Raw genomic sequence first — 21,282 nt, 5'->3', positions numbered from 1 at the left:
ATTGTCATGATTGTTAAAATGGGCCAAGATTCGGCCAGGCCTTTCTGGATTCAGTACATGCAGGATGCCGAGAAAGCAGCCTCCAGTATATCCAGGTATTCTTTAGGGCTTCTGATTAGCTTGCAGTTTATTCTTTCCGTCGTGTTTATGGCCTCGTTCAAGTTTAGCTAAAATGTATAAATGAGAGAAGGAGATGTTGAGGATGATAGTCGTAACAAACAGAATTAAAGTGGTAAAGGGAATGGGCGCTGCAATGGCCACGAGTTTCACTGCTTCGGAAGCGCTAGATCTGACTAAGGGACTTGTCAAGGTAGAGGTCCTGCTAACACAGAACTTATCCGATTACGATGAGTTAAGTGTAAATATGTATTGGGAGTCAATGGAGTACTTTACAGCGTGGAAAGCCAGCGATAGCTTTAAAGCTGCTCATAAACGTCCGGAGCCCGGAACGGAAGCATCGTCCAAACAATCTCCGATTCTCGGAAGTGAACTGATTACGTATGAAGTTGCATCGCTGAAAGAAATTTTGTAAATACATCTTAGAAGGAAAGTATCCGGTCGTAATCTAAATGGGGAAGTACTCCGGGTCATGATCCTCGAATTTCACATGATGATCATCAAACACGGCTTGATGATCAACCTAAGCTTTCATAAAGAAGGGCCATCCTGAGAGGGATGGCCTTTAACTTACTGTTGATCGTTTTGCCGGATACTTTTTCTAAAGCAAAGAGCTATCTGCCCAATACAACGGAGTATCATACGATTCAGGGCGGAAATCACTCTCAGTTCGGGAGCTACGGTTTTCAAAAAGGCGATAAAGCATCTAACATTTCGGCGAAAGAGCAGTTGGACGAAACGATTCAATTGTTGCTTAACTGGGAAATGACCACAGTAAGCAAAGTGAAACCAACGAAATAATTCGCCACTAAAACGGCGTTTCTCAGGAAATGCCCGCTTGTTATAAGCTTGACGCAGAAGTAAATTTTATTATCCTGACCGGTAAGCCATTTTGGCAATGCAGTGTAAGTAATGGCACAGGCATCTGTGTAAACGGCTATTTTTTGCCGATAGCCCCGTTAGCTTAGAGGGCTGTCCCGTGAGGGATGGCTCTTTTTTATTGGAATGGCTGCGGCATAAGCATGGTCCACAAACGATTGGGGGTTTTTTAGGTATAAGACACAATCCTTCCTCTCATCCACAGCTTTACTTGTCCAGTTCGTTTACAATAGGGCTATTCAGACAAGGGGGAATGGAAATGAACCATACAAGTGTGAGGCGCACAGGCATTCATACTATTGTTCAAATAGAGAATCCTATCGTTGAACGGGCGGTGTTCCGATGAGTACTCTTCTGATCCGAAATGCCCGGAGCATTGTAACGATGGATGGCGAGAATCGAGTGATTCGCAATGGAGATATGTATATTGAGGGTCAAGAAATTATAGCCATCGGGGAAAACCTGCCGTACGAAACGGCTGACCGCGAAATCGATGCTACGCACAAAATTGTTTATCCGGGTCTGATCAATACCCATCATCACCTGTACCAAACGCTTACGCGCAACATCCCGCTAGCACAGGATTGCTCGTTATTCGACTGGCTGCTCACCTTGTATGAAATTTGGCGGCATTTGGAGCCCGAAGACGTCTACCTAAGTGCCATGACCGGTCTTGGCGAGCTGCTCAAGAGCGGCTGTACAACTTCGTCGGATCATTTCTACGTATTTCCGAACGGTGTCTCCGAATATTTAATCGATGAAGAGATCCATGCGGCTTCCGAGCTTGGCATCCGTTTCTTTCCGACTAGAGGCTCCATGAGTTTAGGGCGGTCCAATGGCGGACTCCCTCCGGATGAAGTGACTCAGACGGAATCGGTTATATTGCGGGATACCCAGCGTGTCATCGAAAAATATCATAACGCGGACCGGTTCTCGATGCTGCGTGTTGGCGTGGCGCCATGCTCGCCATTCTCCGTGTCCCGGGATTTGCTGAAGGAATCTTCTGCTCTTGCCCGCAGTTACGGCGTTCGGATGCATACCCACCTAGCGGAGACGATGGACGAAGAACAGTTCTGTCTGGAAAGACTAGGCGTTCGTCCGCTCGAATACATGGAGCAGACCGGATGGGTCGGTGACGATGTTTGGTATGCCCATGGCATTTGGTTTAACGATAGCGAAATACATAAAATGGGGGCTTGCGGCTGCGGTGTAGCACATTGCCCATCGAGCAACATGAAGTTGTCTTCCGGCGCTATTCCGATCCGCAAGCTGCTGGACGCAGGCGTGAAAGTGGGACTTGGCGTCGACGGTTCCGCATCAAACGATGCCTCCAACATGCTGTGGGATTTGCGGATGGCGTATCTTCTCCACAAGCATGAGCTTCAAGAGCGAGGATTAACGACAAACGAGACTTTGTCGATTGCTACACGAGGTTCAGCTCGCGTATTGGGCTGGGAGAGCAGTATCGGATCGCTTGAGGTCGGAAAAGCTGCGGATCTGTTCATGTTGGACTCGCGCAAATTAGGTTTTGCAGGAGCATTGTTTGATGACGCAGCGCTTCCGCTAACGGTCGGGGCTACTCAGGCGAATATGACGATCGTAGGCGGACGTGTTGTTGTGGAAAACGGCATGCTGGTTGGTGTAGATGAGGAAAAGCTCGCGTTCCGCACGCAACTTGCCGCGGACCGGCTCGTGAACTCGGCATCCTTGCGCCTCGGCATCGATTACAGGAAGTATAGAGGATAAGAAGCAAGTCGGCATTACATTGAAAATATAAAACAAAAACAGCGTTTCCGGATAAAGCGGTAACGCTGTTTTTATTTCGCCCGCTAAGCCGATACGAAGAGCGAGGAGAAAATATGCTCCCTTCCTTACTTATCTTGTCTCCCGATGAAGCGTCATCTTTTTATGAGAAGGACAATATTTGCTAAGCTCCAGGCGGCTCGGATTATTTTTCTTGTTTTTCATTGTCGTGTAATTACGGGCACCGCATTCCGTACATGCTAAAGTAATGATCACTCGCATGATGATTATCACCTTCCTTTATCACCATGTTATGTATGAGCTCAACCACGTGATCAGTACGAAATAAAGAATATACCGGAATTCATCATATTTTATTTAGGACATGAAAAAGCATCAACTACTCCAATTTATGCCCAGCTGCACGGGGAAATTAGAAGAGAGTTGTATCGTCGCTTTTTTAGCAAATGGTCAGTAAAACGCATTTAAAATTGTATAATGATGGAAAATTACTAGAATTAATACATAATCGCATAATCGCATAATCGCATAATCGCATAAAAGCACCCAGTAGGGTGCTTTTCGTAAATGAGGTGGGAAATGTGAATTCAAATTACCGCCAAAACGTAATTTCTTCACTAGGCAGACGCACAGATTCATGGCCTGCTACTTTCGCCTTCCCAATGGAAAGGATCATGACCGGTACATACCGTTCGTCGTCTAGACCAAATGCGCTAACAACCTGATCACGTTCAAAGCCACCCATAGGATTGGTATCATATCCATGCGCACGGGCTACCAACATCAGTTGCATGGCAAATAAACTTGCATCGGTTTTAGCTATTTCGATCTTTAATTCTTTAGGCACTTGAGGGAACATGCTCATAATTTGTGCGACCTGCTTGTCGCGTACTTCACTAGGCATTTTCCCTTGTTCCACAGCGGCATTATAAATTTCTTCTACATATAATTCACTCTGAGTATCGCCCAAAATAATAAGCATCGCCGCAGACGTATCATTTTGTCGCGTATTGAACTGTACAAGAGGCCGAAGTTTGTTTTTCCCATCAGGGGAATGAACGACTATAACACGCCATGGCTGCATGTTCGCAGAAGAAGGCGCTAAGCTTGCTTCTTGTATGATAGCTTGCAATTCTTCCTTTGGAATTTTGACGTCCTCATCGTAAAGTTTTACGGAACGCCGGCCAGTAACAATATTGGCAAAATCATTATTCTGGATATTTTTTAGCATGTGATCTCTCCTTTTGATGTGACCAGTTGTGTTGACAGCAGTGATGTCTCTGGTTACCATGTTGTTAATATAAACTATAAACCTTGGTTTATAGCAAATAAGTTCTGAAGGGAATAGATAATGAAATCGAATGAGGTTTCTAAGTTGACAGAGCTACCTATATCCACCTTGAGATTCTATGAACGCAAGCAGTTGATTCCGGAACAGTTTCTATCCAGGGATGAAAATAATTATCGAATATATAATGAAGGAGTGGTTGAATATTTGCGAGATGTGAGAATGCTGCTCACGTTAGGTTTTACGATTCAGGAATTAATTTTGCTCATAAGTGAAAGTTCCCATATAGAGAAGGAAGCATTGGTTACGGAAAAAATTAGATTTATTCAGGAGCTAGAGGCGAAATTGGAAGCATCAAAAACATTCTTAATAGATCTGTTAGAGGGCAAGGCTAATTTTCAGACCCAATGCAGGTCAAAGCATTAACCAAGGTGAGATCGTTACCGGGAAACGTTAGCTCAACGCACGAAGAAGCAGCATACGTAAGAAGCTTATTAAGAGCTCTTGAATATCTCATTAGTGGCCGCATAAATTGCGGTTTTTTTGTGTTTACCGATGTAATGACAAATAAACGGCTCATGCAACACTTGATATGAATTAAGCAAGTATTGCATCCGGTGTCGCAATATTTTAAATCTTGCGTTACAGCCTCTTTTTGTTAACTTGTGTAACTAAACATGACATGTATTCTTCTTTTTATAAAAAACACAACAAATAAGTTCGCTTTTTTGTGAGATCTACAAAGAAAATTAGGGTTTTATGTGATATAATATGACACATAGAAAAAATATACATCGGATATGTGATTGAATGTTATTAATTCTTACAAAATGAGAGCGGAGAAAGGGGAACATAACATGCAGGTTACAGCAAATCCCTATGCTTGGCCGTACGATGGCAGGATCGATCCTGCGAAAACAGCACTCCTTATTATTGATATGCAAATCGATTTTTGCGGCAAAGGTGGTTATGTGGAACAGATGGGATACGATTTGTCGTTGACGGCCAAGCCGATTAAACCTATCAAAACGCTGCTGAACCGGGTTCGCCAGATTGAAGGTATGACGGTTATCCATACAAGAGAGGGCCACAAGCCCGACTTGTCCGACCTTCCTGCGAATAAACGTTGGCGAAGCAAGCAAATCGGCGCTGAAATAGGCTCACTTGGTCCTGCCGGACGCATACTGGTGCGAGGTGAGCCGGGCTGGGAAATCATTGAAGAACTTGCCCCGATTGAAGGGGAGTTCATTATCGACAAGCCGGGCAAGGGAAGCTTTTATGCAACAGACTTGGATCTCGTGTTAAAGAACAGGGGCATTACTCACTTAATACTTACTGGCATCACCACTGATGTTTGCGTCCATACGACAATGCGGGAAGCAAATGATAGAGGTTACGAATGTTTAATCCTTGAGGATTGCACAGGCGCGACCGATCCAACCAATCATCAAGCGGCGCTTCATATGGTGACGATGCAAGGCGGGGTATTCGGCAGCGTCAGCAGCTCAGCCGATGTACTGATGGCTCTGGAAAACTACTAACACAGACTAATGCGAGCCTTCTATTCAGCATCCAGCTATTATTTATCCATAAATAGAGAACATACCGGAGGGAAATATGATGTGGAATAAGAAATCATTGTTTATTGTTCTGGCGGCTCTGATGCTTGTTGTGACGGCTTGCGGTTCCAATGCAAAAACCAGCACGAACTCAAATACGGTCTCTTCCAACTCGGCAGCCGGAGAGACAAAGCAGCTGAAAAAAGTTGTGCTGAGGCTGAAATGGATTCATCAAGCGCAATTTGCCGGCTATTACGCAGCGGTTGAGAAAGGCTTCTATAAGGAAGCGGGATTGGATGTTGAAATCAGGCCGGGCGGAGCCGATTTTCCTTCCGTTCAGATGGTCGCTTCGGGAAGCGAGCAGTTTGGCGTAACGGGCGCAGATCAGATTTTGATGGCTCGTGAGAAAGGCGTACCGGTTAAAGCGGTGTCCGCGGTATACCGCAAAACGCCGTTCGTATTGTTTAGCTTGAAAGATTCGGGCATTACGAAGATCGAAGATCTTGCCGGCCAGAAGGTAGGCGTGAAGCTTGGCGGCAATGAAGAGCTGACCTTCCGGGCGATGGTCAAAAGCGCGGGCATAAATGCGAAATCGATTGATGAAATGCCGGTGAAATATGACATGAGCCCGCTGCTCAGCGGTCAAGTCAAAGCATGGCCGGGTTACGTCATCAATGAGGTGCTTGCCGTTCAAGAGCAAGGGCATGAGGTGAATATTATCCAGCCTGGCGACTACGACATTAATTTCTATGCAGATACGTTATTTACGACGGAATCGTTAATTAAGAAGGATCCAGAAATGGTGAAAAGCTTCGTTGAGGCTTCGATGAAGGGTTGGGAATATGCGATCGCTAATCCGGAAGAAGCAGCCGGGTATGGTCTGAAGTTCGGCGATAAGCTGAACCTCGAGCATGAGACAGCGATGATGAAAGCAAGCATTCCGCTGCTTGAGCCGGATAAACTGCCGCTTGGCAAGATGGATACCGAAGCCTGGGACGTTTTGCAAAAAAGCTTAATTGATTTAAAGTTTCTGAAGAAAGAACAAGATCTGGATAAAGTGTTTACGAATGACTATATCGAATAGGGAGTGATTGATGTGCAAGCGACGATAAGTGAATGGAAGAATGGAGTGGCAAAGCAAGAACAAGCATCGGTTTCTTCGATGAACGAAATCGCGGTTACATTAAAGAATTGCTCCCTTTCGTTCGGCGATGTTCCTGTACTGAACAATGTTTCCTTAGACATCTATAACAATGAATTTGTTTCTATCCTTGGCCCAAGCGGCTGCGGCAAGTCCACGCTGCTGCGCTTAATGCTGAGTCTCCTCCAGCCGAATGCCGGAGGGGAGGTTAAGCTTGCAAAGGATCTCTCAATCGGGATGGTCTTTCAGAAGCCGGTTCTGATGCCTTGGCTTACGGCTATTCAGAATATCGTACTGCCACTGACGATCGGAGAGAAGCGCTTCTCGAAGAAAGAAGCCCGGGACAAAGCGGAAGGGGCGCTTCGGCTGGTTGGCCTGCAGGACTTTACGAATCACTTTCCGCATCAATTGAGCGGTGGCATGCAGCAACGTATCGCTATCGCGCGAGCGCTTGCCGCTGACCCGGCCGTGCTTTTAATGGATGAGCCGTTTGGCGCGTTGGATGAGTTTACGAGAGAGAAATTGAATTTCGAGCTGCTGCGGCTGTGGGAAAGTCCCGATACAAGCTTAAGCACAGTCGTTATGGTTACCCATTCGATTCAAGAATCGGTCATTATGTCGAACAGAATCGTCATGATGTCCCCAAGACCGGCCGGTGTGGATGCCATTATTCCCGTTCCGCTTCCTGCGCACCGTGAAGTGGGTATGGAAGAGCTTCCGGAGTACCATCATACCGTTAATGAATTAAGAAAGAGGGTCAAGCACTTATGATGAATAAAATAAAAAGCAGCATGTACCCTATCAGTTTTGCGCTTGGCTTTATTCTTTTGTGGGAGATGGCCGTCCGGTTGTTCAATGTCCCCGTGTATTTACTTCCCGCTCCTTCCGCCGTCATTCAGGTTATGGATGGATCGCTGTCGTCCCATATGCTCGTCACGCTGACGGAGGCGTTGGCAGGTTTTGTGCTCGCTAATATTTTGGGGATGATAACGGCCGTTATTTTCGTTCATTCCAAGTCCATTGAGAAGGGAGCCTTCCCGCTCGCCATTGCGCTTAAGACAACTCCGCTCGTCGCGTTGGCTCCGCTGTTGGTCGTTTGGATGGGAACCGGCTATTCCTCGAAGGTTGTCGCATCGATGCTTATTTGCTTTTTCCCGATTCTCGTCAATAGTGTCAAAGGTCTGAAAGCCATTGAACATGAGGCTTGGGAGCTGTTCTCCACTTATAAAGGAACAAAAGCGGAAATATTCTGGAAGCTGCGCCTTCCGACGAGCTTGCCTTACGTCTTCTCTGCTTTGAAAATATCCTCGTCGCTTGCAATCGTAGGAGCGATCGTCGGGGAATTTGTCGGAGCGAACAAAGGGCTAGGCTATGTCGTACTCGTATCTTCCTATCATATGGATACGCCGATTATGTTCTCGGCCATTATTGCATCGGCATTATGCGGACTGTTGCTTTTCTGGGGCATCAGCTGGTTGGAGAAGAAAGTTGTATTCTGGCAAAGGGCGGATGATCTATGATGAAATGTTCAGTTATTAAAGTACCGGCTCGTTCACCGAATGATATGTCTGCGCTTCAGCGCTATATTGACGAGTCGCTTATTAACCCGAAGGAAGTTGTAGCCGTGCTGGGCAAAACGGAGGGGAACGGCTGTGTCAACGATTTTACCCGCGGGTTTGCGGTTCTGGCTTTGAAAAATTTGTTCGCTCCTTATAAGGAAGCTTCTGCCGAACCGGTCTCGTTCGTGATGTCCGGAGGAACGGAGGGGATATTAAGTCCTCATTTCTCGGTCATTACCCGGAGCGAATCGGGTTCGATCAGAAGCAAGCAGGAGTTGTCTTCATTAGCGATTGGCGTAGCAAGAACGCCTGATTTCATGCCTGAGGAGCTTGGGCGTCTCGCCCAAGTGGACCAAGTGGCGGAGGCCGTTCTCCGGGCTATGGACGGGGCGGGCATCAACGATGCCGCCGACGTGCATTTTGTTCAAATTAAATGTCCGCTGCTGACGGCGGAGCAAGTGCAGGAAGCGGTTCTGAGAGATGCCTCCACTGTAACCGAGGATACTTACAAATCTATGGGCTACTCCCGCGGGGCATCGGCGCTTGGCGCAGCCGTAGCGCTTGGAGAGATTGAACGGGAGCGACTGCAGGATACGGATATTTGCCACTCGTGGGAGCTTTTCAGCCATGTGGCATCTACGTCGGCAGGCAGCGAACTCGCCTATTGCGAGGTTATCGTATTCGGCAACTCCGCTTATGCGGAAGGGCCTTATTTTATCGATCACGATGTGATGAAGGATGCGATTGACGCGGGAGCACTGAAGCGGATTCTGGAGAAATACCCGGATGCCGAGATGGTGCAGGTGCTTGCCAAGGCGGAGGCTGATCCAACCGGAAATATAAGAGGCAAGCGGCATACGATGCTCGATGACTCGGACATTAATCATACCCGTCATGCACGCGCAGTCGTCGGAGGCGTTCTCGCTTCCGTATGCGGCGATCCAATGATCTACGTATCCGGCGGTGCGGAGCATCAGGGTCCGGCGGGTGGCGGGCCTGTAGCGGTTGTTTTTCGGCGGAACGAACATAAATAGAGGAAGATGGGAGACTGACTAAATGACAATAGCAAATGAGACAGAGGTTATCGTAGGGGAACAAATGGAATGGGGGCTGATGCCTGACCATATTCATTTGTATCATAGAGAGATCGTATCGGCGGCGCAAGCGGATAGGCTGGGAATCCGTTCGAGCTCGATTCTTTGGGAGAAAATCGGTGTCGGCGGGCAAGTACTGCCTCACTATCACGATGTCGCCGAAATTATTTATATATCCGTCGGAAAAGTAAAGCTGCTCTGCAATGGCGAATGGAAAAGCTACAAGGCTGGCGATACGTTTCATGTGCCGGCCGGGGTTATTCATTCCGTAGCAAACGATGATGATCAGCCGTCCGAACAAATCAGTATTTTCCTCCCCGTGGAGGAGAACGTGCCTGCCAACTCGTTTTTCAATACAACTCTCGTGGAAGATGTTTATTCCATTAAGAAATAGAATAGCGGGGTAATGCCATTGGAGACTAACAATCAGGCAAGCTTCACCTGCGGAGACATCTTGCTGATACCCGACTTCAAAGAAGCAGTCGTACTAGCCGGTGCCGGCGGTATGCATCGGAGCATTAACCGGGTCAATGTCATGGAAGTGCCTGATGTCATCGATTGGGTGAGACCGGGGGAATTTCTCATTACGAGCGGATTCCCGTTCCGGGATCAGCCGGAGGCAATAGCGGACATTATTCCGCAGTTGGTTGAAAAAGGCGTTGCCGCGCTTGGCATCAAGACGAAGCGATTCATTGAGGAGATTCCTGCGCGGGCGCTTGAGCTGGCGGATCGACTCGCTTTTCCCGTCTTCGAACTTCCGGCTACGACCGTCTTCTCTGATGTTGTCCGCGATATTATGGAGCGGGTGCTGGTGACCGAAGTAAGGGAGCTGTCGCTGCTGCAAAGCCGATTCCAGAAGTTGTCCCAGCAGCTGTTGTACGGAAATGGAATTGAAGAATTTTTGCAAACGCTCGATGGCATGCTTAACAATCCGATCGTGCTGCTCGATGCTACCGATCAGCTGTTTCTATCCCCGCAAGCGGGGCTGCTGGAGCAAGCGGCGAATGTCGAGCTCTGGTCGCAGCTACGGATAGAGACGAATCTCGGCGTCAGCTTTATATCGCTTGGCGACCGCCGTATTCGGGTATACGTCTCGGAGGTGAACGATAAGCAGCATGAGAAATGTTTGCTGATTCTGCTGGAGTGGAATCAGGAGCATTCCATCGTCGATCAACTGACGATAGATCGGGTCGGCATTCTAGTAGGCTTGGAAATGATCAACGCAAACGCTCGGAGAGAGGTTGAATTAAAATATATTGACCAGTTTCTTCAGGATTGGATTTCCGGGCGGATCGTGGCAATGGAGGATTTGAAGCTCAGGGCAGAAGCATCGGGCAGCCAGTTGGAGGATCAGCAGCAGCTATTCGTAGCGCTTGTGCGCTGGTTAAATGGAAAGCCTGTGGTTAAGCAGCTGCAGCAAGTAGTCAAAAAGCTTCGTTCCAAGTCTCTTCGCGAAGGACTGCAGTTCACGATAGCGGAAGGGGAATTGATTTTTCTTATTCCGGTTTCCGCGCAGCACTCGAAACAGACGGCGCTGGACCGGGTTGCGGCAGACCTGAGATCGGTTATTGGTTCGTCAACTGCGTTCTCGCTTTGTATCGGCAATGTCGCCAGCCGGCCTGACCTGGTGTGCGAAAGCTATGAAGAAGCCAAAAAAATTCATCACATCAGCACGATTTGCAATTATGAAGAGCCCTATGTGGATTTTAAACGGCTTGGAGCTTTTCAACTGTTATATCACCTGCCTCATTCAGAGGCAGTTATTCAATATCGGGATCAGTATATCGTTCCACTGCTCGAATACGATAAGAAACATCAATCCCAGCTGTATGAGACGATCCGCGTTTATTTCAAATATAACCGGAACGTAAAAAAGACGTCCGCGGAGCTGATTACGCATTACAACACCGTTTCTTACCGGGTGGAACGAGTATGCGAGCTGCTAGGCATTAACGTCGATGACGGCGACGATATTTTACAGCTGTATTTGGCCGTTAAGCTAAACGAGATGCGGCCGGTAACGTTATGAGAGTAGGAGGTTGGTCATGAGCAAATCAGGTATTCCGGACAAGCTGACCATCGAGCGGCTTCGAGAGTTGTACGCAAGCGGCGAGCTTGCGCCCGAGGCTGTTATTAATGGAATTATGGAGCCGTTCAGGCGGATGCCGGCATGAATATTTGGATTACGCCGCCAACTATGGATAGTGTGCAGCCCTATTTGGATCGGTTGAAAGGGACGGACCCGGAAAGCCTTCCGTTATGGGGGATTCCGTTTGCCATTAAGGATAATATCGATGTTGCTCAAATTCCTACGACGGCGGCATGCCCGGCATTTGCTTATACACCTCAAGAGCATGCAGCTGTTGTTCAGCGGATGATAGATGCAGGTGCGATTCCACTCGGCAAAACAAACCTGGACCAGTTCGCGACCGGACTAGTAGGCGTGCGCAGCCCGTACGGCGAGACGCATAACGCGCTGCGTCCCGAGCTGATTAGCGGCGGCTCAAGCTCGGGCTCGGCGGTCGCTGTTGCACGCGGCCACGCGGCTTTTGCCTTTGGTACGGATACCGCCGGTTCCGGCCGGGTTCCGGCTGCATTAAACAATCTGGTCGGCTATAAGCCAAGCCTTGGAGCTTGGCCGACCAAAGGCGTTGTTCCGGCTTGCGCCAGCCTTGACTGCGTCAATGTATTTGCCCATTCCCTGGCGGATGCCTTAGAGGTTGATAAGCTTGCGCGCGGCATTCATGAATCCGATCCATGGTCCCGCAGCATCGAGCGTTCGGCATCGAAGCTACCGAACAAAGTTGTATTGCCAAGCGTCAAGCCGCAGTTCTATGGACCTTATGCGGCAGAGTATGAAAAAGCTTGGGAAGCGGCAGTGGAGAGGATTACTAAACTTGGTGTCGCTGTGGAATATATCGATTATGACTTTTTCGCCCGGACGGCGGCGTTGTTATACGACGGGCCTTGGGTTGCGGAGCGGTGGGCGAGTCTGGAATCATTTGTGACAGCCAATCCGGGCGTAACGTTTGAGACGACGGAGAGAATTTTGAGGTCTGGTGCTTCCGGGAAGCACAGCGCTGCTTCTGTGTTTAAAGCTATGCACCAATTGCAGCAGTATAAGCTGGAAGCCAAGAAGCTGTTTAAGCAGGCGGTAATGGTGATGCCGACCTGCGGAGGCACATGGACGCGCGAGCAGGTGAGTGGTGATCCGATAGGGACAAACTCGGATATGGGACGCTACACAAATCATTGCAATTTGCTTGATTTATGCGCGGCTGCGATTCCTGCTGGCTTTGCCGCAGATGAGCTGCCATTTGGAATTACGCTGTTCGCGCTTGCAGAAGAGGAGGCGCTTATTACCGGTACTGCTGAGCTTTTCCTTACGGGAAAATGTGGTGCAGCTATACCGCCTGTAGCTATTTCCGTAACGGAGCAAGCAATGGTACCCGTTGCCGTATGCGGACTTCATATGCGTGGATTTCCTCTGGAGAAGCAAATGCTGGAGCATGGTGCCCATTTTGTTCGTGAGGCGGCTACAGCCGCAAAATATCAAATGATCAAATTGCCGACCGTTCCGGCTAAACCCGGCTTGATCAAGAAGGGTAACGGAGGGCATTCCATTCAGTTGGAAGTATGGGAAATGCCGAAGGCGGCATTTGGCGCATTCACAGCCCTTATTCCTGCACCGCTTGGAATCGGGAAGATCGAGCTTGAGGATGGCACCGAAATTCCCGGCTTTATTTGCGAAGGTTATGCGGAGCAAATAGCTGTAGATATTACCGATTCTGGCGGTTGGCGTTATATTACCGTATAGAGCTCCAGGGGATGGTAGTTGCTGAAGAGCCCATTGACTTCATATGACGGATTGTTTTTCAATAAGAACATTGCAGCAGCCGGTCAATAATGACCGGCTGCTGACGTTTCTCAGCTATAGGCAGTTGTATGACAGGTTCAAAACTTAATCGGGTGTGTCGCTATATCATCAGCCCTTTTTTCAAATTGCCCCTTGCAAAAACTAATGGTATTAGTTATTATAAAACTAACAATATTAGTTTATGAGCGAAGGTGGTTAATTAAAATGAGAATGACACGTCATGAACAGGTTTATCAGCTTACTTTTATGCCGACAATGTTCCCGGTGAATTGCTATTTGGTGGAGGAAGAGAAGAGCTTGACGCTAATTGACGCCGCTATGCCGGGCAATGCCGAGGCTATTCTGAAAGCGGCAAAGCAAATCGGCAAGCCCATTACGCGAATTGTTCTGACGCATGCTCATGGCGATCACATTGGAGCTTTGGATGCACTGAGGAAACAGTTGACCGATGCAACGGTGTATATATCGGCCAGGGATTCGAGACTGCTTAACGGCGACCGTTCGCTTGATTCCAACGAGCCGGAAACGCCAATCAAGGGCGGCGTGCCTAAGCCGGGCAAAATCGCAACCCGTCCGGATGTGCTGCTGCAGGACGGCGACCGCGTGGGATCCTTGCTGGCGATTGCGACGCCGGGCCATACGCCGGGCTCGATGTCCTTTCTCGATTCTCGAAGCCATGCTTTGATTGCGGGAGATGCTTTTCAGGTGCGCGGGGGAATAGCGGTAAGCGGACAGGTGCGCTGGAAGTTTCCTTTTCCCGCGATGGCGACCTGGAATAAGATTGAATCGCTCCGCAGCGCGATGAAGCTATTGAAGCTGAAGCCATCTCTGCTGGCTGTTGGCCACGGGGATTTGATTGTTCAACCGGAAGCGATGATGGAGTTGGCCATTCAGAGTGCTTCACGCAAGCTTGATTCCGTAATTGTTCATTAAGAAAGGGAGAATAGTCATGTCACCAAGAATAGGATTGGATCTGCCAACCATCATACAAAAGGCTGCCGAGCTGGCGGACGAGAACGGACTGGAATCCGTTACCCTCGCCTCGTTGTCCCAGAAGCTTGGCATCCGTTCTCCATCTTTGTATAACCATGTGGACGGATTAAGCGGGCTTAAGGAGAAGCTTGCCTTATACGGACTCAAAAATCTTCATGACAGGCTGCTCCGAGCCGTTGCCGGAAGATCGGGCGATGATGCGGTCTTTGCCATAGGTCTGGCTTACATCGGATTTGCGAGAGAGCATCCGGGCTTGTACGAGGCAACGCTTCCGGCCCAGCAGACGGAGGATGAGGAGCTGATCAAAGTAAGCGAAGAATTGATTCAGCTTATTATTACGGTGATGGACTATGCTTATAAGATGAAGCAGGAGGATACGATCCATCTCGTCAGGGGCTTCCGCAGCTTTATGCATGGTTTCGCAACGCTGGAGAGAAGCGGAGGTTTCGGGCTGCCGGTAAACCTGGACGAGAGTATTCAGGTCGTGCTTAAAGTCTATTTGGCCGGCATTCGGGAACAATTCCGTTCTTGAATCTTATATCCGTTTACTCAAGAGGCCGGGCGATCCCTTTCCGATAGTCATCGGGGGATTGTCCGGTAAATTTTTTGAACGTTTGGCTGAAATGGGAGACGTACTTGAAGCCAATCTCAAACGCGGTCTCCGTGATGGAACGGTCGGGGTTCATCGTAAACAGCATTTTAGCCTGATTGATTCGTCTTTGATACAGGTAATGGAACAAGGTGATGCCGGTCGTTTCCTTGAAGATTTTCACGAGATAATGCTTGTTGAGATGCATATAGTCGGCGATATCGTCCAGTTCAAGCTCCTCCCGGTAATGCTCCTCGATATACGCGATCAGCTTTTGGACGTTCTGATGCTTAATGCTGCCCGGCGGAGAGGCTTGTCCGTAACTGGGCATATGGGCGAATTCGTAAATAAGCAGCAGCAGCTCTTGAAAACAAAGGATTAACCGGTCATGCGACAACGGATCATCGCTTTGCCGCAGCTGGCATAATCGTTCCAGCAGCGGCTCAATTCTTGCTTGCTCCTCGGCTTTCAGGGAGATCAGACGGTTCGTCTGTCTCTCGAAGGGAAGCAGAAGCGGCACAAGAAAAGGCGGCTGGAACAGACCGGAAGCAAAAGCCGGGTCAAAATGGACAACCGTCCTGCAATATTCGTACCGGTTATCGATGGACGGATAATGAAGGGTCATCCCGTTCATCAGAATAAGATTGCCGGGAGCAAGCTCATAGATGCTGTCGCCGATCAGAAGCTTGCATTTGCCGCTGTGAAAATAATAAATTTCATACTCCAGATGGGAATGAAAGTCGGTCGGAATCTGGGATGTATTGTACATCGCTTCAATGGGAAGCGGATATCGCTCTTGAACGCTCATGAAATTCCTCCATGGGTGAAATAGCTGTTGTTTTATTATACTGCTCGGCCTTCAAATACACCAACCACATATAAATGGGCCTGCAATGAACGATAACCGGATAGAAGCGGTTCGCCCCCCGGCGGTGGTACGATGTGATTAGGACAAGTTGAGGAGGATAATCGATATGATTAAGGAACAACTGGCCATAGAATCCGTCAGTACGATGAAAGAAACCGTTGGACGTCTTGCGATGATGATGCCGGTAACGGATATGCATACCCATTTATTTTCCGCCGATTTCGGCAATTTGCTGCTGTGGGGCATCGATGAGCTGCTTATATATCATTATCTCATTTCGGAGTCGTTCCGCTGGGCGGATGACCAAGAGACGTATGACGCCTTCTGGGCCATGTCGAAGCGGGAGCAGGCGGATTGGATCTGGAACAAGCTCTTTATCGAACATTCGCCGATCAGCGAAGCGGCAAACGGCTTTATTACGATCTTGCACCGTCTTGGTCTTGATGTTTCCTCGCGTAATCTGAATGATTACCGTGAGGCGCTTGCCAGTCGTACGACCGCTGAGCAGGTGGACGAGGTTCTCCGGATCTCGAACGTGAAGCATGTTCTTATGACCAACGATCCGTTTGATCCGGAAGAGCGCGAAGTATGGCTGAACCGCGGCGGCAACACGGATTCCCGGTTCTCCGCTGCCCTTCGGGTCGACACCCTGCTGAATGACTGGCCTAATGCGGTCGTGCAGCTTCGTTCCCTTGGCTACGACGCTTCCGAGGAGTGGACGGAGAAGACGAAGGAAGAAGTGCGCCGCTTCCTGTCCGAGTGGATTGTCCGCATGGATGCGTTATATCTCGCTGTATCGATGCCGGGCGACTTCGTCTATCCGGCCGAAGATCACCGTACCCGCATGATTGACGAAGCGATGGTGCCGGTCTGCCAGAAGCATGGCATTCCGTTTGCCCTCATGATCGGCGTTCGCCGCCGCGTGAATCCGGAGCTTCGCCTTGCGGGCGATATGAGCATGGATTCGGACGTATCCGCGGTTGAAGCTTTATGCCGCAATTATCCGAAGCAAAAATTCCTTATCACGATGCTGGCTCGCAGCAATCAGCATGAGCTGACCGTGCTTGCGCGGAAGTTCCGCAATCTGATGGTATTTGGCTGCTGGTGGTTCCTTCACATCGAATCGATGGTAGAGGAGATGACGAAGTTCCGTCTTGAGCTGCTGGGCACCTCCGTCATTCCGCAGCATTCGGACTGCCGCGTGTTTGAGCAGCTGATTTACAAGTGGGAGCACTCGCGCCGCATCATCGGTCAAGTGCTGGCCTCGAAATACGAGCGTTTGTACAATAACGGCTGGAAGGTAACGGAGGAGGAGATCAAGCGCGATCTTGACGATTTGTTCAACCGGAACTTCTGGCGTTTCCTCGGCAAGGAACAGCCGGAATAGCTGTGCGGAGAAGCAGGCGATGCCTGCTTTTTTTTTTGTGAACGCAAAGCGTTTCACCTAGCCAGTGCCGCATCATTGCTCATGAAAAAATCGAATGAATGAGGGGAAGCGCCATATACTGTTGTAACGCAACAGGAATGGAGGCGACTATAGCGTGACCGATAAACGTTTGCCGCGCAGCTCCCTTCTTTCAATAGGCGGCATGTTATTTCCAATCGTTGTGCACGGCATTCATTTGCTTCTTCCGCTGCTCCTTACGGGCGGCATAAGCGCCATGGAATGGTCCAACATGCAGCATCACGGCGGCGGGATGAAAGGCATGATGAACGATCCTTTTATGGACGGCATTATGATGGGAATTATGATTGTCTCCGTTCTGTTTACAATCGGATATCTTGTGCGGATTTGGCGGCTCCGGGATTGCAGCCGGGCGGCGACCTGGTGTTATACCGGCGTATCCGCCGCCTGTTTTGGTTTGCTGTTAATACTGGTGTAACGATGTTTTTTCGGTCCGATACGGGCCGTTTTTTTGGAATGACAAGCTCCGGTAAAAATGTTTGTTGCGCTTTCCGGAAATCTCTGCTCTAATGGGTATGACTTGCAAAATAGAAACGGATAGTGGAGCGAAAGGATTGCAGCGAGATGGAAACAAAGGGCAGTGTTTATAGGCTCGGCATGCAGATGTTGCCTCGGGTCTGGTTTAATGCGCGTATCGACTTCAGCGCGACTTTATTATTCAGTATTTTTAACGTTGTCTTGAATCAATTTTTTATGCCGTTCGCGATTCGGGAAGGGGCAAACAACCTGCAGGTGGGGTTATTGTCCGCAGCGCCGGCCGTTGGCCTCTTGTTCTCGCCGATTTGGGCTGCATGGATTGAGAAGACGGGCAATCCCAAACCGTTTGTTGTTGTTCCAAACGTCATCGGCCGATTGCTTATTATTTTTCCGGCCTTATTTGCTTATCCGTCCGTTTATGTTGCAACCGCTCTTGCCTTCCAGATTCTAATGGGAATACAGGCTCCGGCTTATGCGTCTCTTGTTGCGCGGATGTATCCGGCAGATGTAAGAGGCAGGCTGATGGGGTATGTACGGGTAGCAAGCGGAGCGTTAATGATTCCTCTTGCGTACGTCGTGGGCTCTTGGGCTGACGCGGCGGGACCGTCGGGCCCGCTTGTTACGGCTTCTATATTCGGAGTAGCTTCCGTTATCTTGTTTAATTCGCTGCGGCTGCCAAAGCAGCCTTTGCCGGCATCGTCCAGAACAAGGGCCAAGTTTTCGCTGCGCGATCAGTGGGCACTGGTATCGGGTAACCGCAAGCTGGCTGTATTTCTGGCTGCGACTACCTTTTCGGGCTTCGGCAATATGCTGTCCAATCCGCTGTACCAGATCATTCAGGTGCAGGTGCTGGAGCTGAGCAACGTTCAGATCGGTTTTGCCCGAATATCCTATTACGCGGGGCTCCTGCTTACGTACCTGATCGCGGGCCGATTGATTGACCGGATTGATATTAAACATGTCTTGTTATGCGGGATTAGCGCGTATGCGATAGTGCCGATGTTATATGGAGTATGGGGAACCTATACGGCTGTTATTGTAGGCAACGGCATTCAAGGCGTAGGCGAGGCTATTTGGGATATCGGCATCTTGGCCTTCGTATCCAAGCTTGCCCCGGGAAGGGAAGCAGCCGTGTTTGGCGTGCATCTCATGCTGTTTGGCGTACGCGGCACGCTGGGACCGCTGCTTGGAGCGGGCTTGTCGGATAGCGTATCGTTAACGATGCTGCTTGTGATTGCTTCGATATGCGGCTGGATCGGTACGGCGCTGTTCCTTCTTGGCAACCGGAAGGCTTTGCATCAGGAAGGAGACTCCGTCTCCCTTCGATGATAAGAATGAGGGATTTTATTTAGAAATTTAGAAGAGGGCTGTTCATTTCTCGTTCATATTGGTCTGCTACAATGCAAACAAAAGGCCATAAAGGGGAATACGAGAGATGAACAACCTGAAAATTGTACTAAGCGCCGTCGCAATCTCGGTTGCTTTGGCCGGCTGCGGTTCTAAGTCGGATGAATCGGGCACATCTGCCAATGGAACAACCGGACAAGCCCAGCAGCAAAACCAGGGGCAGCAAGGCGGCTTCCAAGGCAGAGCAATGATGGGTACGATCGGCAAAATCAAATCGATTAACGGCCAGACCATCACGATTTATAAATCGTCGTTCCAAAGACCGGAAGGAGCCGGACAACCTCCTCAAGGCGATGCACCGCAAGGGGATGCGCCAAACGGCAACCCTCCATCAGGCGATCCTACTCAAGGCGATGCCGGATCCGCGCCTCAAGCAGGCGATGGCCAGAACTCCGGGGGCGGACGCCAGCGCAATATGGAGAATATGTTCTCCGATGAGACGATGGACATCACGGTAACGGATGCAACCAAGATTGTGTCTGTATCCTTTACGGACGGTAAGATGACGGAAACCGACAAGACGATTGCCGATCTCAAGGCCGATGATATTATCACGGTGCAGCTGAAAGAAGATACGCAGGAAGCGGAGTCCATTCGTCTCGGCGGTTTCGGCGGCGGCGGACGCGGCGGCCAATTCCGGAATGGCGGCGGAACGCAGAACGGGCAGCAGCAGGCCGATCAGCAGACATCAACCAAATAAAGCAAAAAAGAAGCCCCGAAGGGCTTCTTTTTTGCTCCTCTAAACAACAAAAAACCAGCTGCTTCGCATGATAACAGCCGGCTTTTGGGACATGCTATTGTAATATTTCCTAAGTAGGCTTAATACAATGAAATCGTTAACGTATCTTTCTCGTACAGGGAGTGGAGCGTAGCTTCACTGCCGTTGATTTCAACGCTGATCAGCGATTTGATACAATTTTTCAAGGCATTTTTACCCGTTGTAAGCTTGCGGTTCAGGACATCGGACAATTTTTCGATTGCTTTTTTATTCGTATCGGTTAAATAAACGGGAATTGTGCGGTTATTAAATAAAATCATTGTTTTCATGGGGAATGCCTCCATTCCATTAATAGACTTTGATATAACATATACGGAAAAAACCCGCAGAAGGTTTCGCCGAATATTAATTAGCTTACTTATTTATCTTATTCTAAGCGATAAAGATTAAGATAAACTTAAAAAATGGTTATGATTTCTTTACAATTCAAGGAATCTGCTGCCGGGCAGGCGAAATAGAGGACAAGCTGAGCGGCTCAATCGGAAGAAATGACAAAATCGCATAAAAAAAGAGTAATAAGACAACTGTTTTTTTGTTCGCCGCAACCCGTATAATGAGAATCGTAAAGACTATGAAAAATAGACGGTTACAAGGAATTGAATGATAAAGGAGTGCTTGTCAGATGACACGTCCGGGTATCGGTTTACAAATGTATACGCTTCGTGAAGAAACAGCTCAAGATTTTGAAGGTACATTGCGCAAAGTTGCGGCAATGGGTTATGAAGGCGTTGAATTTGCCGGTTACGGAGATATTCCTGCCGAACAAATGAAAGCGCTGCTAGATGAGCTTAATCTGGTTGCAATCGGCAATCACGTACCTCTCGTGAACCTTGAAACAAAGATCGATGAGGAAATTGCTTATTTGACTACAATCGGCGCGAAATATGCGATCTGCCCATGGCTTCCCGTTGAAGTCCGCGATGCGGATGCCTGGAAGAAGCATCTTGTAAACTTCGCGGAATACGGTAAGCGATTCCAAGAAGCAGGCATTGTTTTCTGCTACCATAACCATGAATTCGAATTCGAAGTTGAGATCGATGGACAAGTCGTGTTCGACAAGCTGTACGAAACAGTAGGCGCTGACCTGCTGCAAGTCGAGATGGATCTTGGCTGGGTTCAATACGCAGGCCGCGACGTGCTTGAATATATCTCGAAATATGCCGGCAGACTGCCGCTTGTTCACTTGAAGGACTTCGTTAAAAATACGGAAAAAGCTGAAATCGACACGGTTGAACTTGGCCGCGGCGATCTGGATCTGCTTCCGCTTATCAAGCAATCGGAGCAGGCAGACGTAAAATGGCTGATCGTTGAACAGGACCGTTGCGCGAATCCGCCGCTTCAATCCGTTGAAGAAAGCATCAACTGGCTGAAAACAAACTATTTGAACCAATAATATTCGACTTTTGATTATAGAAGAGGCAGGGGAA

The 21,282-nt window shown here is 48.9% G+C and carries 22 protein-coding genes and 1 pseudogene; 19 read left to right on the top strand and 4 right to left on the bottom strand.

Annotated features, from left to right (window positions below):
• Positions 1-202 precede the first annotated feature (202 nt).
• From WFK81_RS02600 to WFK81_RS02590, 3 genes are all read left to right on the top strand, one after another.
• Complete coding sequence (locus WFK81_RS02600; RefSeq protein WP_336784886.1) at positions 203-532, top strand: heme oxygenase; 330 nt, start codon at positions 203-205, stop codon at positions 530-532.
• A 170-nt stretch (positions 533-702) separates the two neighbouring features.
• Entirely contained in the window at positions 703-918 is a 216-nt protein-coding gene (locus WFK81_RS02595; protein ID WP_336784885.1) for an alpha/beta hydrolase, read from the top strand.
• Positions 919-1,338: 420 nt separating this feature from the next.
• On the top strand, positions 1,339-2,742 hold the full coding sequence (locus WFK81_RS02590) for an 8-oxoguanine deaminase (RefSeq protein WP_336784884.1): 1,404 nt from the start codon (positions 1,339-1,341) through the stop codon (positions 2,740-2,742).
• Between the two features lie 129 nt (positions 2,743-2,871).
• Here WFK81_RS02590 and rpmG read toward each other — a convergent pair whose 3' ends face one another.
• Together rpmG and WFK81_RS02580 are read right to left on the bottom strand one after the other, a co-directional pair.
• Positions 2,872-3,021 carry a 50S ribosomal protein L33 gene (rpmG, locus tag WFK81_RS02585; protein ID WP_015844858.1) on the bottom strand — a complete coding sequence of 50 codons (150 nt, stop codon included), beginning with the start codon at positions 3,019-3,021 and terminating at the stop codon, positions 2,872-2,874.
• Positions 3,022-3,352: 331 nt separating this feature from the next.
• Positions 3,353-3,991 carry a nitroreductase family protein gene (locus WFK81_RS02580; protein WP_336784883.1) on the bottom strand — a complete coding sequence of 213 codons (639 nt, stop codon included), beginning with the start codon at positions 3,989-3,991 and terminating at the stop codon, positions 3,353-3,355.
• A gap of 120 nt (positions 3,992-4,111) precedes the next feature.
• Here WFK81_RS02580 and WFK81_RS02575 point away from each other — a divergent pair, with 120 nt between their 5' ends.
• The 11 genes and pseudogenes from WFK81_RS02575 to WFK81_RS02525 all read left to right on the top strand — a co-directional run bounded on the left by WFK81_RS02575 (position 4,112) and on the right by WFK81_RS02525 (position 14,803).
• Positions 4,112-4,474: a MerR family transcriptional regulator gene (locus tag WFK81_RS02575; RefSeq protein WP_336784882.1), complete on the top strand. Its 363-nt coding sequence runs from the start codon at positions 4,112-4,114 to the stop codon at positions 4,472-4,474.
• Between the two features lie 431 nt (positions 4,475-4,905).
• Positions 4,906-5,589, top strand: a complete 684-nt coding sequence (biuH, locus tag WFK81_RS02570; RefSeq protein ID WP_336784881.1) for a biuret amidohydrolase — start codon at positions 4,906-4,908, stop codon at positions 5,587-5,589.
• A 79-nt stretch (positions 5,590-5,668) separates the two neighbouring features.
• On the top strand, positions 5,669-6,691 hold the full coding sequence (locus WFK81_RS02565) for an ABC transporter substrate-binding protein (RefSeq protein WP_336784880.1): 1,023 nt from the start codon (positions 5,669-5,671) through the stop codon (positions 6,689-6,691).
• 45 nt (positions 6,692-6,736) lie between these two features.
• On the top strand, positions 6,737-7,519 hold the full coding sequence (locus tag WFK81_RS02560; protein WP_244935558.1) for an ABC transporter ATP-binding protein: 783 nt from the start codon (positions 6,737-6,739) through the stop codon (positions 7,517-7,519).
• The gene (locus WFK81_RS02555; RefSeq protein ID WP_336784879.1) at positions 7,519-8,268 is read left to right on the top strand and encodes an ABC transporter permease; all 750 of its coding nucleotides are present in this window, start codon (positions 7,519-7,521) and stop codon (positions 8,266-8,268) included. Before WFK81_RS02560 ends, WFK81_RS02555 begins: the two co-directional genes overlap by 1 nt.
• A complete protein-coding gene (locus WFK81_RS02550) occupies positions 8,265-9,341 on the top strand; it encodes a ring-opening amidohydrolase (protein ID WP_336784878.1) in 1,077 nt (358 codons plus the stop codon). Before WFK81_RS02555 ends, WFK81_RS02550 begins: the two co-directional genes overlap by 4 nt.
• Positions 9,342-9,363: 22 nt before the next feature.
• Positions 9,364-9,795, top strand: coding sequence for a cupin domain-containing protein (locus WFK81_RS02545; protein WP_127493905.1), 432 nt, complete (start codon positions 9,364-9,366; stop codon positions 9,793-9,795).
• A gap of 12 nt (positions 9,796-9,807) precedes the next feature.
• A complete protein-coding gene (locus WFK81_RS02540; protein ID WP_336784877.1) occupies positions 9,808-11,430 on the top strand; it encodes a PucR family transcriptional regulator in 1,623 nt (540 codons plus the stop codon).
• A gap of 16 nt (positions 11,431-11,446) precedes the next feature.
• A pseudogene (gene atzF / locus WFK81_RS02535) lies at positions 11,447-13,218 on the top strand (allophanate hydrolase).
• 264 nt (positions 13,219-13,482) lie between these two features.
• Positions 13,483-14,211: an MBL fold metallo-hydrolase gene (locus WFK81_RS02530; protein ID WP_336784876.1), complete on the top strand. Its 729-nt coding sequence runs from the start codon at positions 13,483-13,485 to the stop codon at positions 14,209-14,211.
• Positions 14,212-14,227: 16 nt separating this feature from the next.
• The gene (locus WFK81_RS02525; RefSeq protein ID WP_336784875.1) at positions 14,228-14,803 is read left to right on the top strand and encodes a TetR/AcrR family transcriptional regulator; all 576 of its coding nucleotides are present in this window, start codon (positions 14,228-14,230) and stop codon (positions 14,801-14,803) included.
• A 13-nt stretch (positions 14,804-14,816) separates the two neighbouring features.
• Here WFK81_RS02525 and WFK81_RS02520 read toward each other — a convergent pair whose 3' ends face one another.
• Positions 14,817-15,668, bottom strand: coding sequence for an AraC family transcriptional regulator (locus WFK81_RS02520; RefSeq protein ID WP_336784874.1), 852 nt, complete (start codon positions 15,666-15,668; stop codon positions 14,817-14,819).
• A gap of 166 nt (positions 15,669-15,834) precedes the next feature.
• Between WFK81_RS02520 and WFK81_RS02515 the strand changes: the two genes are divergently transcribed.
• The 4 genes from WFK81_RS02515 to WFK81_RS02500 all read left to right on the top strand — a co-directional run bounded on the left by WFK81_RS02515 (position 15,835) and on the right by WFK81_RS02500 (position 19,777).
• Entirely contained in the window at positions 15,835-17,115 is a 1,281-nt protein-coding gene (locus WFK81_RS02515) for a glucuronate isomerase (protein ID WP_336784873.1), read from the top strand.
• A 154-nt stretch (positions 17,116-17,269) separates the two neighbouring features.
• Entirely contained in the window at positions 17,270-17,611 is a 342-nt protein-coding gene (locus WFK81_RS02510; RefSeq protein ID WP_336784872.1) for a hypothetical protein, read from the top strand.
• Positions 17,612-17,790: 179 nt separating this feature from the next.
• Complete coding sequence (locus WFK81_RS02505) at positions 17,791-18,999, top strand: MFS transporter (protein ID WP_336784871.1); 1,209 nt, start codon at positions 17,791-17,793, stop codon at positions 18,997-18,999.
• Positions 19,000-19,105: 106 nt separating this feature from the next.
• Positions 19,106-19,777 carry a hypothetical protein gene (locus WFK81_RS02500; protein ID WP_336784870.1) on the top strand — a complete coding sequence of 224 codons (672 nt, stop codon included), beginning with the start codon at positions 19,106-19,108 and terminating at the stop codon, positions 19,775-19,777.
• 119 nt (positions 19,778-19,896) lie between these two features.
• On the opposite strand, the gene WFK81_RS02495 is transcribed toward WFK81_RS02500, so the two are convergent.
• Positions 19,897-20,124 (bottom strand): 3-dehydroquinate dehydratase, encoded by a 228-nt coding sequence (locus WFK81_RS02495; RefSeq protein WP_091185155.1) that lies wholly within the window; start codon positions 20,122-20,124, stop codon positions 19,897-19,899.
• 353 nt (positions 20,125-20,477) lie between these two features.
• On the opposite strand from WFK81_RS02495, the gene WFK81_RS02490 reads away from it, so the two are divergent.
• The gene (locus WFK81_RS02490; RefSeq protein ID WP_201007957.1) at positions 20,478-21,248 is read left to right on the top strand and encodes a sugar phosphate isomerase/epimerase family protein; all 771 of its coding nucleotides are present in this window, start codon (positions 20,478-20,480) and stop codon (positions 21,246-21,248) included.
• Positions 21,249-21,282 lie beyond the last annotated feature (34 nt).

The organism is Paenibacillus sp. MMO-177, from assembly GCF_037147795.1.
GTDB lineage: Bacteria > Bacillota > Bacilli > Paenibacillales > Paenibacillaceae > Pristimantibacillus.
The sequence above is the reverse complement of the archived record's forward strand: the minus strand, read 5'-3'. Positions and strand labels throughout refer to the sequence as shown.

Coding starts and splice junctions, on each gene's coding strand:
- WFK81_RS02600 (WP_336784886.1), top strand. CDS start 203: ATGATAGTCGTAACAAACAGAATTAAAGTGGTAAAGGGAATGGGCGCT.
- WFK81_RS02525 (WP_336784875.1), top strand. CDS start 14,228: ATGTCACCAAGAATAGGATTGGATCTGCCAACCATCATACAAAAGGCT.
- WFK81_RS02490 (WP_201007957.1), top strand. CDS start 20,478: ATGACACGTCCGGGTATCGGTTTACAAATGTATACGCTTCGTGAAGAA.
- WFK81_RS02555 (WP_336784879.1), top strand. CDS start 7,519: ATGAATAAAATAAAAAGCAGCATGTACCCTATCAGTTTTGCGCTTGGC.
- WFK81_RS02500 (WP_336784870.1), top strand. CDS start 19,106: ATGAACAACCTGAAAATTGTACTAAGCGCCGTCGCAATCTCGGTTGCT.
- WFK81_RS02550 (WP_336784878.1), top strand. CDS start 8,265: ATGATGAAATGTTCAGTTATTAAAGTACCGGCTCGTTCACCGAATGAT.
- WFK81_RS02565 (WP_336784880.1), top strand. CDS start 5,669: ATGTGGAATAAGAAATCATTGTTTATTGTTCTGGCGGCTCTGATGCTT.
- WFK81_RS02505 (WP_336784871.1), top strand. CDS start 17,791: ATGCAGATGTTGCCTCGGGTCTGGTTTAATGCGCGTATCGACTTCAGC.
- biuH (WP_336784881.1), top strand. CDS start 4,906: ATGCAGGTTACAGCAAATCCCTATGCTTGGCCGTACGATGGCAGGATC.
- WFK81_RS02530 (WP_336784876.1), top strand. CDS start 13,483: ATGAGAATGACACGTCATGAACAGGTTTATCAGCTTACTTTTATGCCG.
- WFK81_RS02540 (WP_336784877.1), top strand. CDS start 9,808: ATGCCATTGGAGACTAACAATCAGGCAAGCTTCACCTGCGGAGACATC.
- WFK81_RS02545 (WP_127493905.1), top strand. CDS start 9,364: ATGACAATAGCAAATGAGACAGAGGTTATCGTAGGGGAACAAATGGAA.
- WFK81_RS02575 (WP_336784882.1), top strand. CDS start 4,112: ATGAAATCGAATGAGGTTTCTAAGTTGACAGAGCTACCTATATCCACC.
- rpmG (WP_015844858.1), bottom strand. CDS start 3,021: ATGCGAGTGATCATTACTTTAGCATGTACGGAATGCGGTGCCCGTAAT.
- WFK81_RS02495 (WP_091185155.1), bottom strand. CDS start 20,124: ATGAAAACAATGATTTTATTTAATAACCGCACAATTCCCGTTTATTTA.
- WFK81_RS02590 (WP_336784884.1), top strand. CDS start 1,339: ATGAGTACTCTTCTGATCCGAAATGCCCGGAGCATTGTAACGATGGAT.
- WFK81_RS02520 (WP_336784874.1), bottom strand. CDS start 15,668: ATGAGCGTTCAAGAGCGATATCCGCTTCCCATTGAAGCGATGTACAAT.
- WFK81_RS02580 (WP_336784883.1), bottom strand. CDS start 3,991: ATGCTAAAAAATATCCAGAATAATGATTTTGCCAATATTGTTACTGGC.
- WFK81_RS02515 (WP_336784873.1), top strand. CDS start 15,835: ATGATTAAGGAACAACTGGCCATAGAATCCGTCAGTACGATGAAAGAA.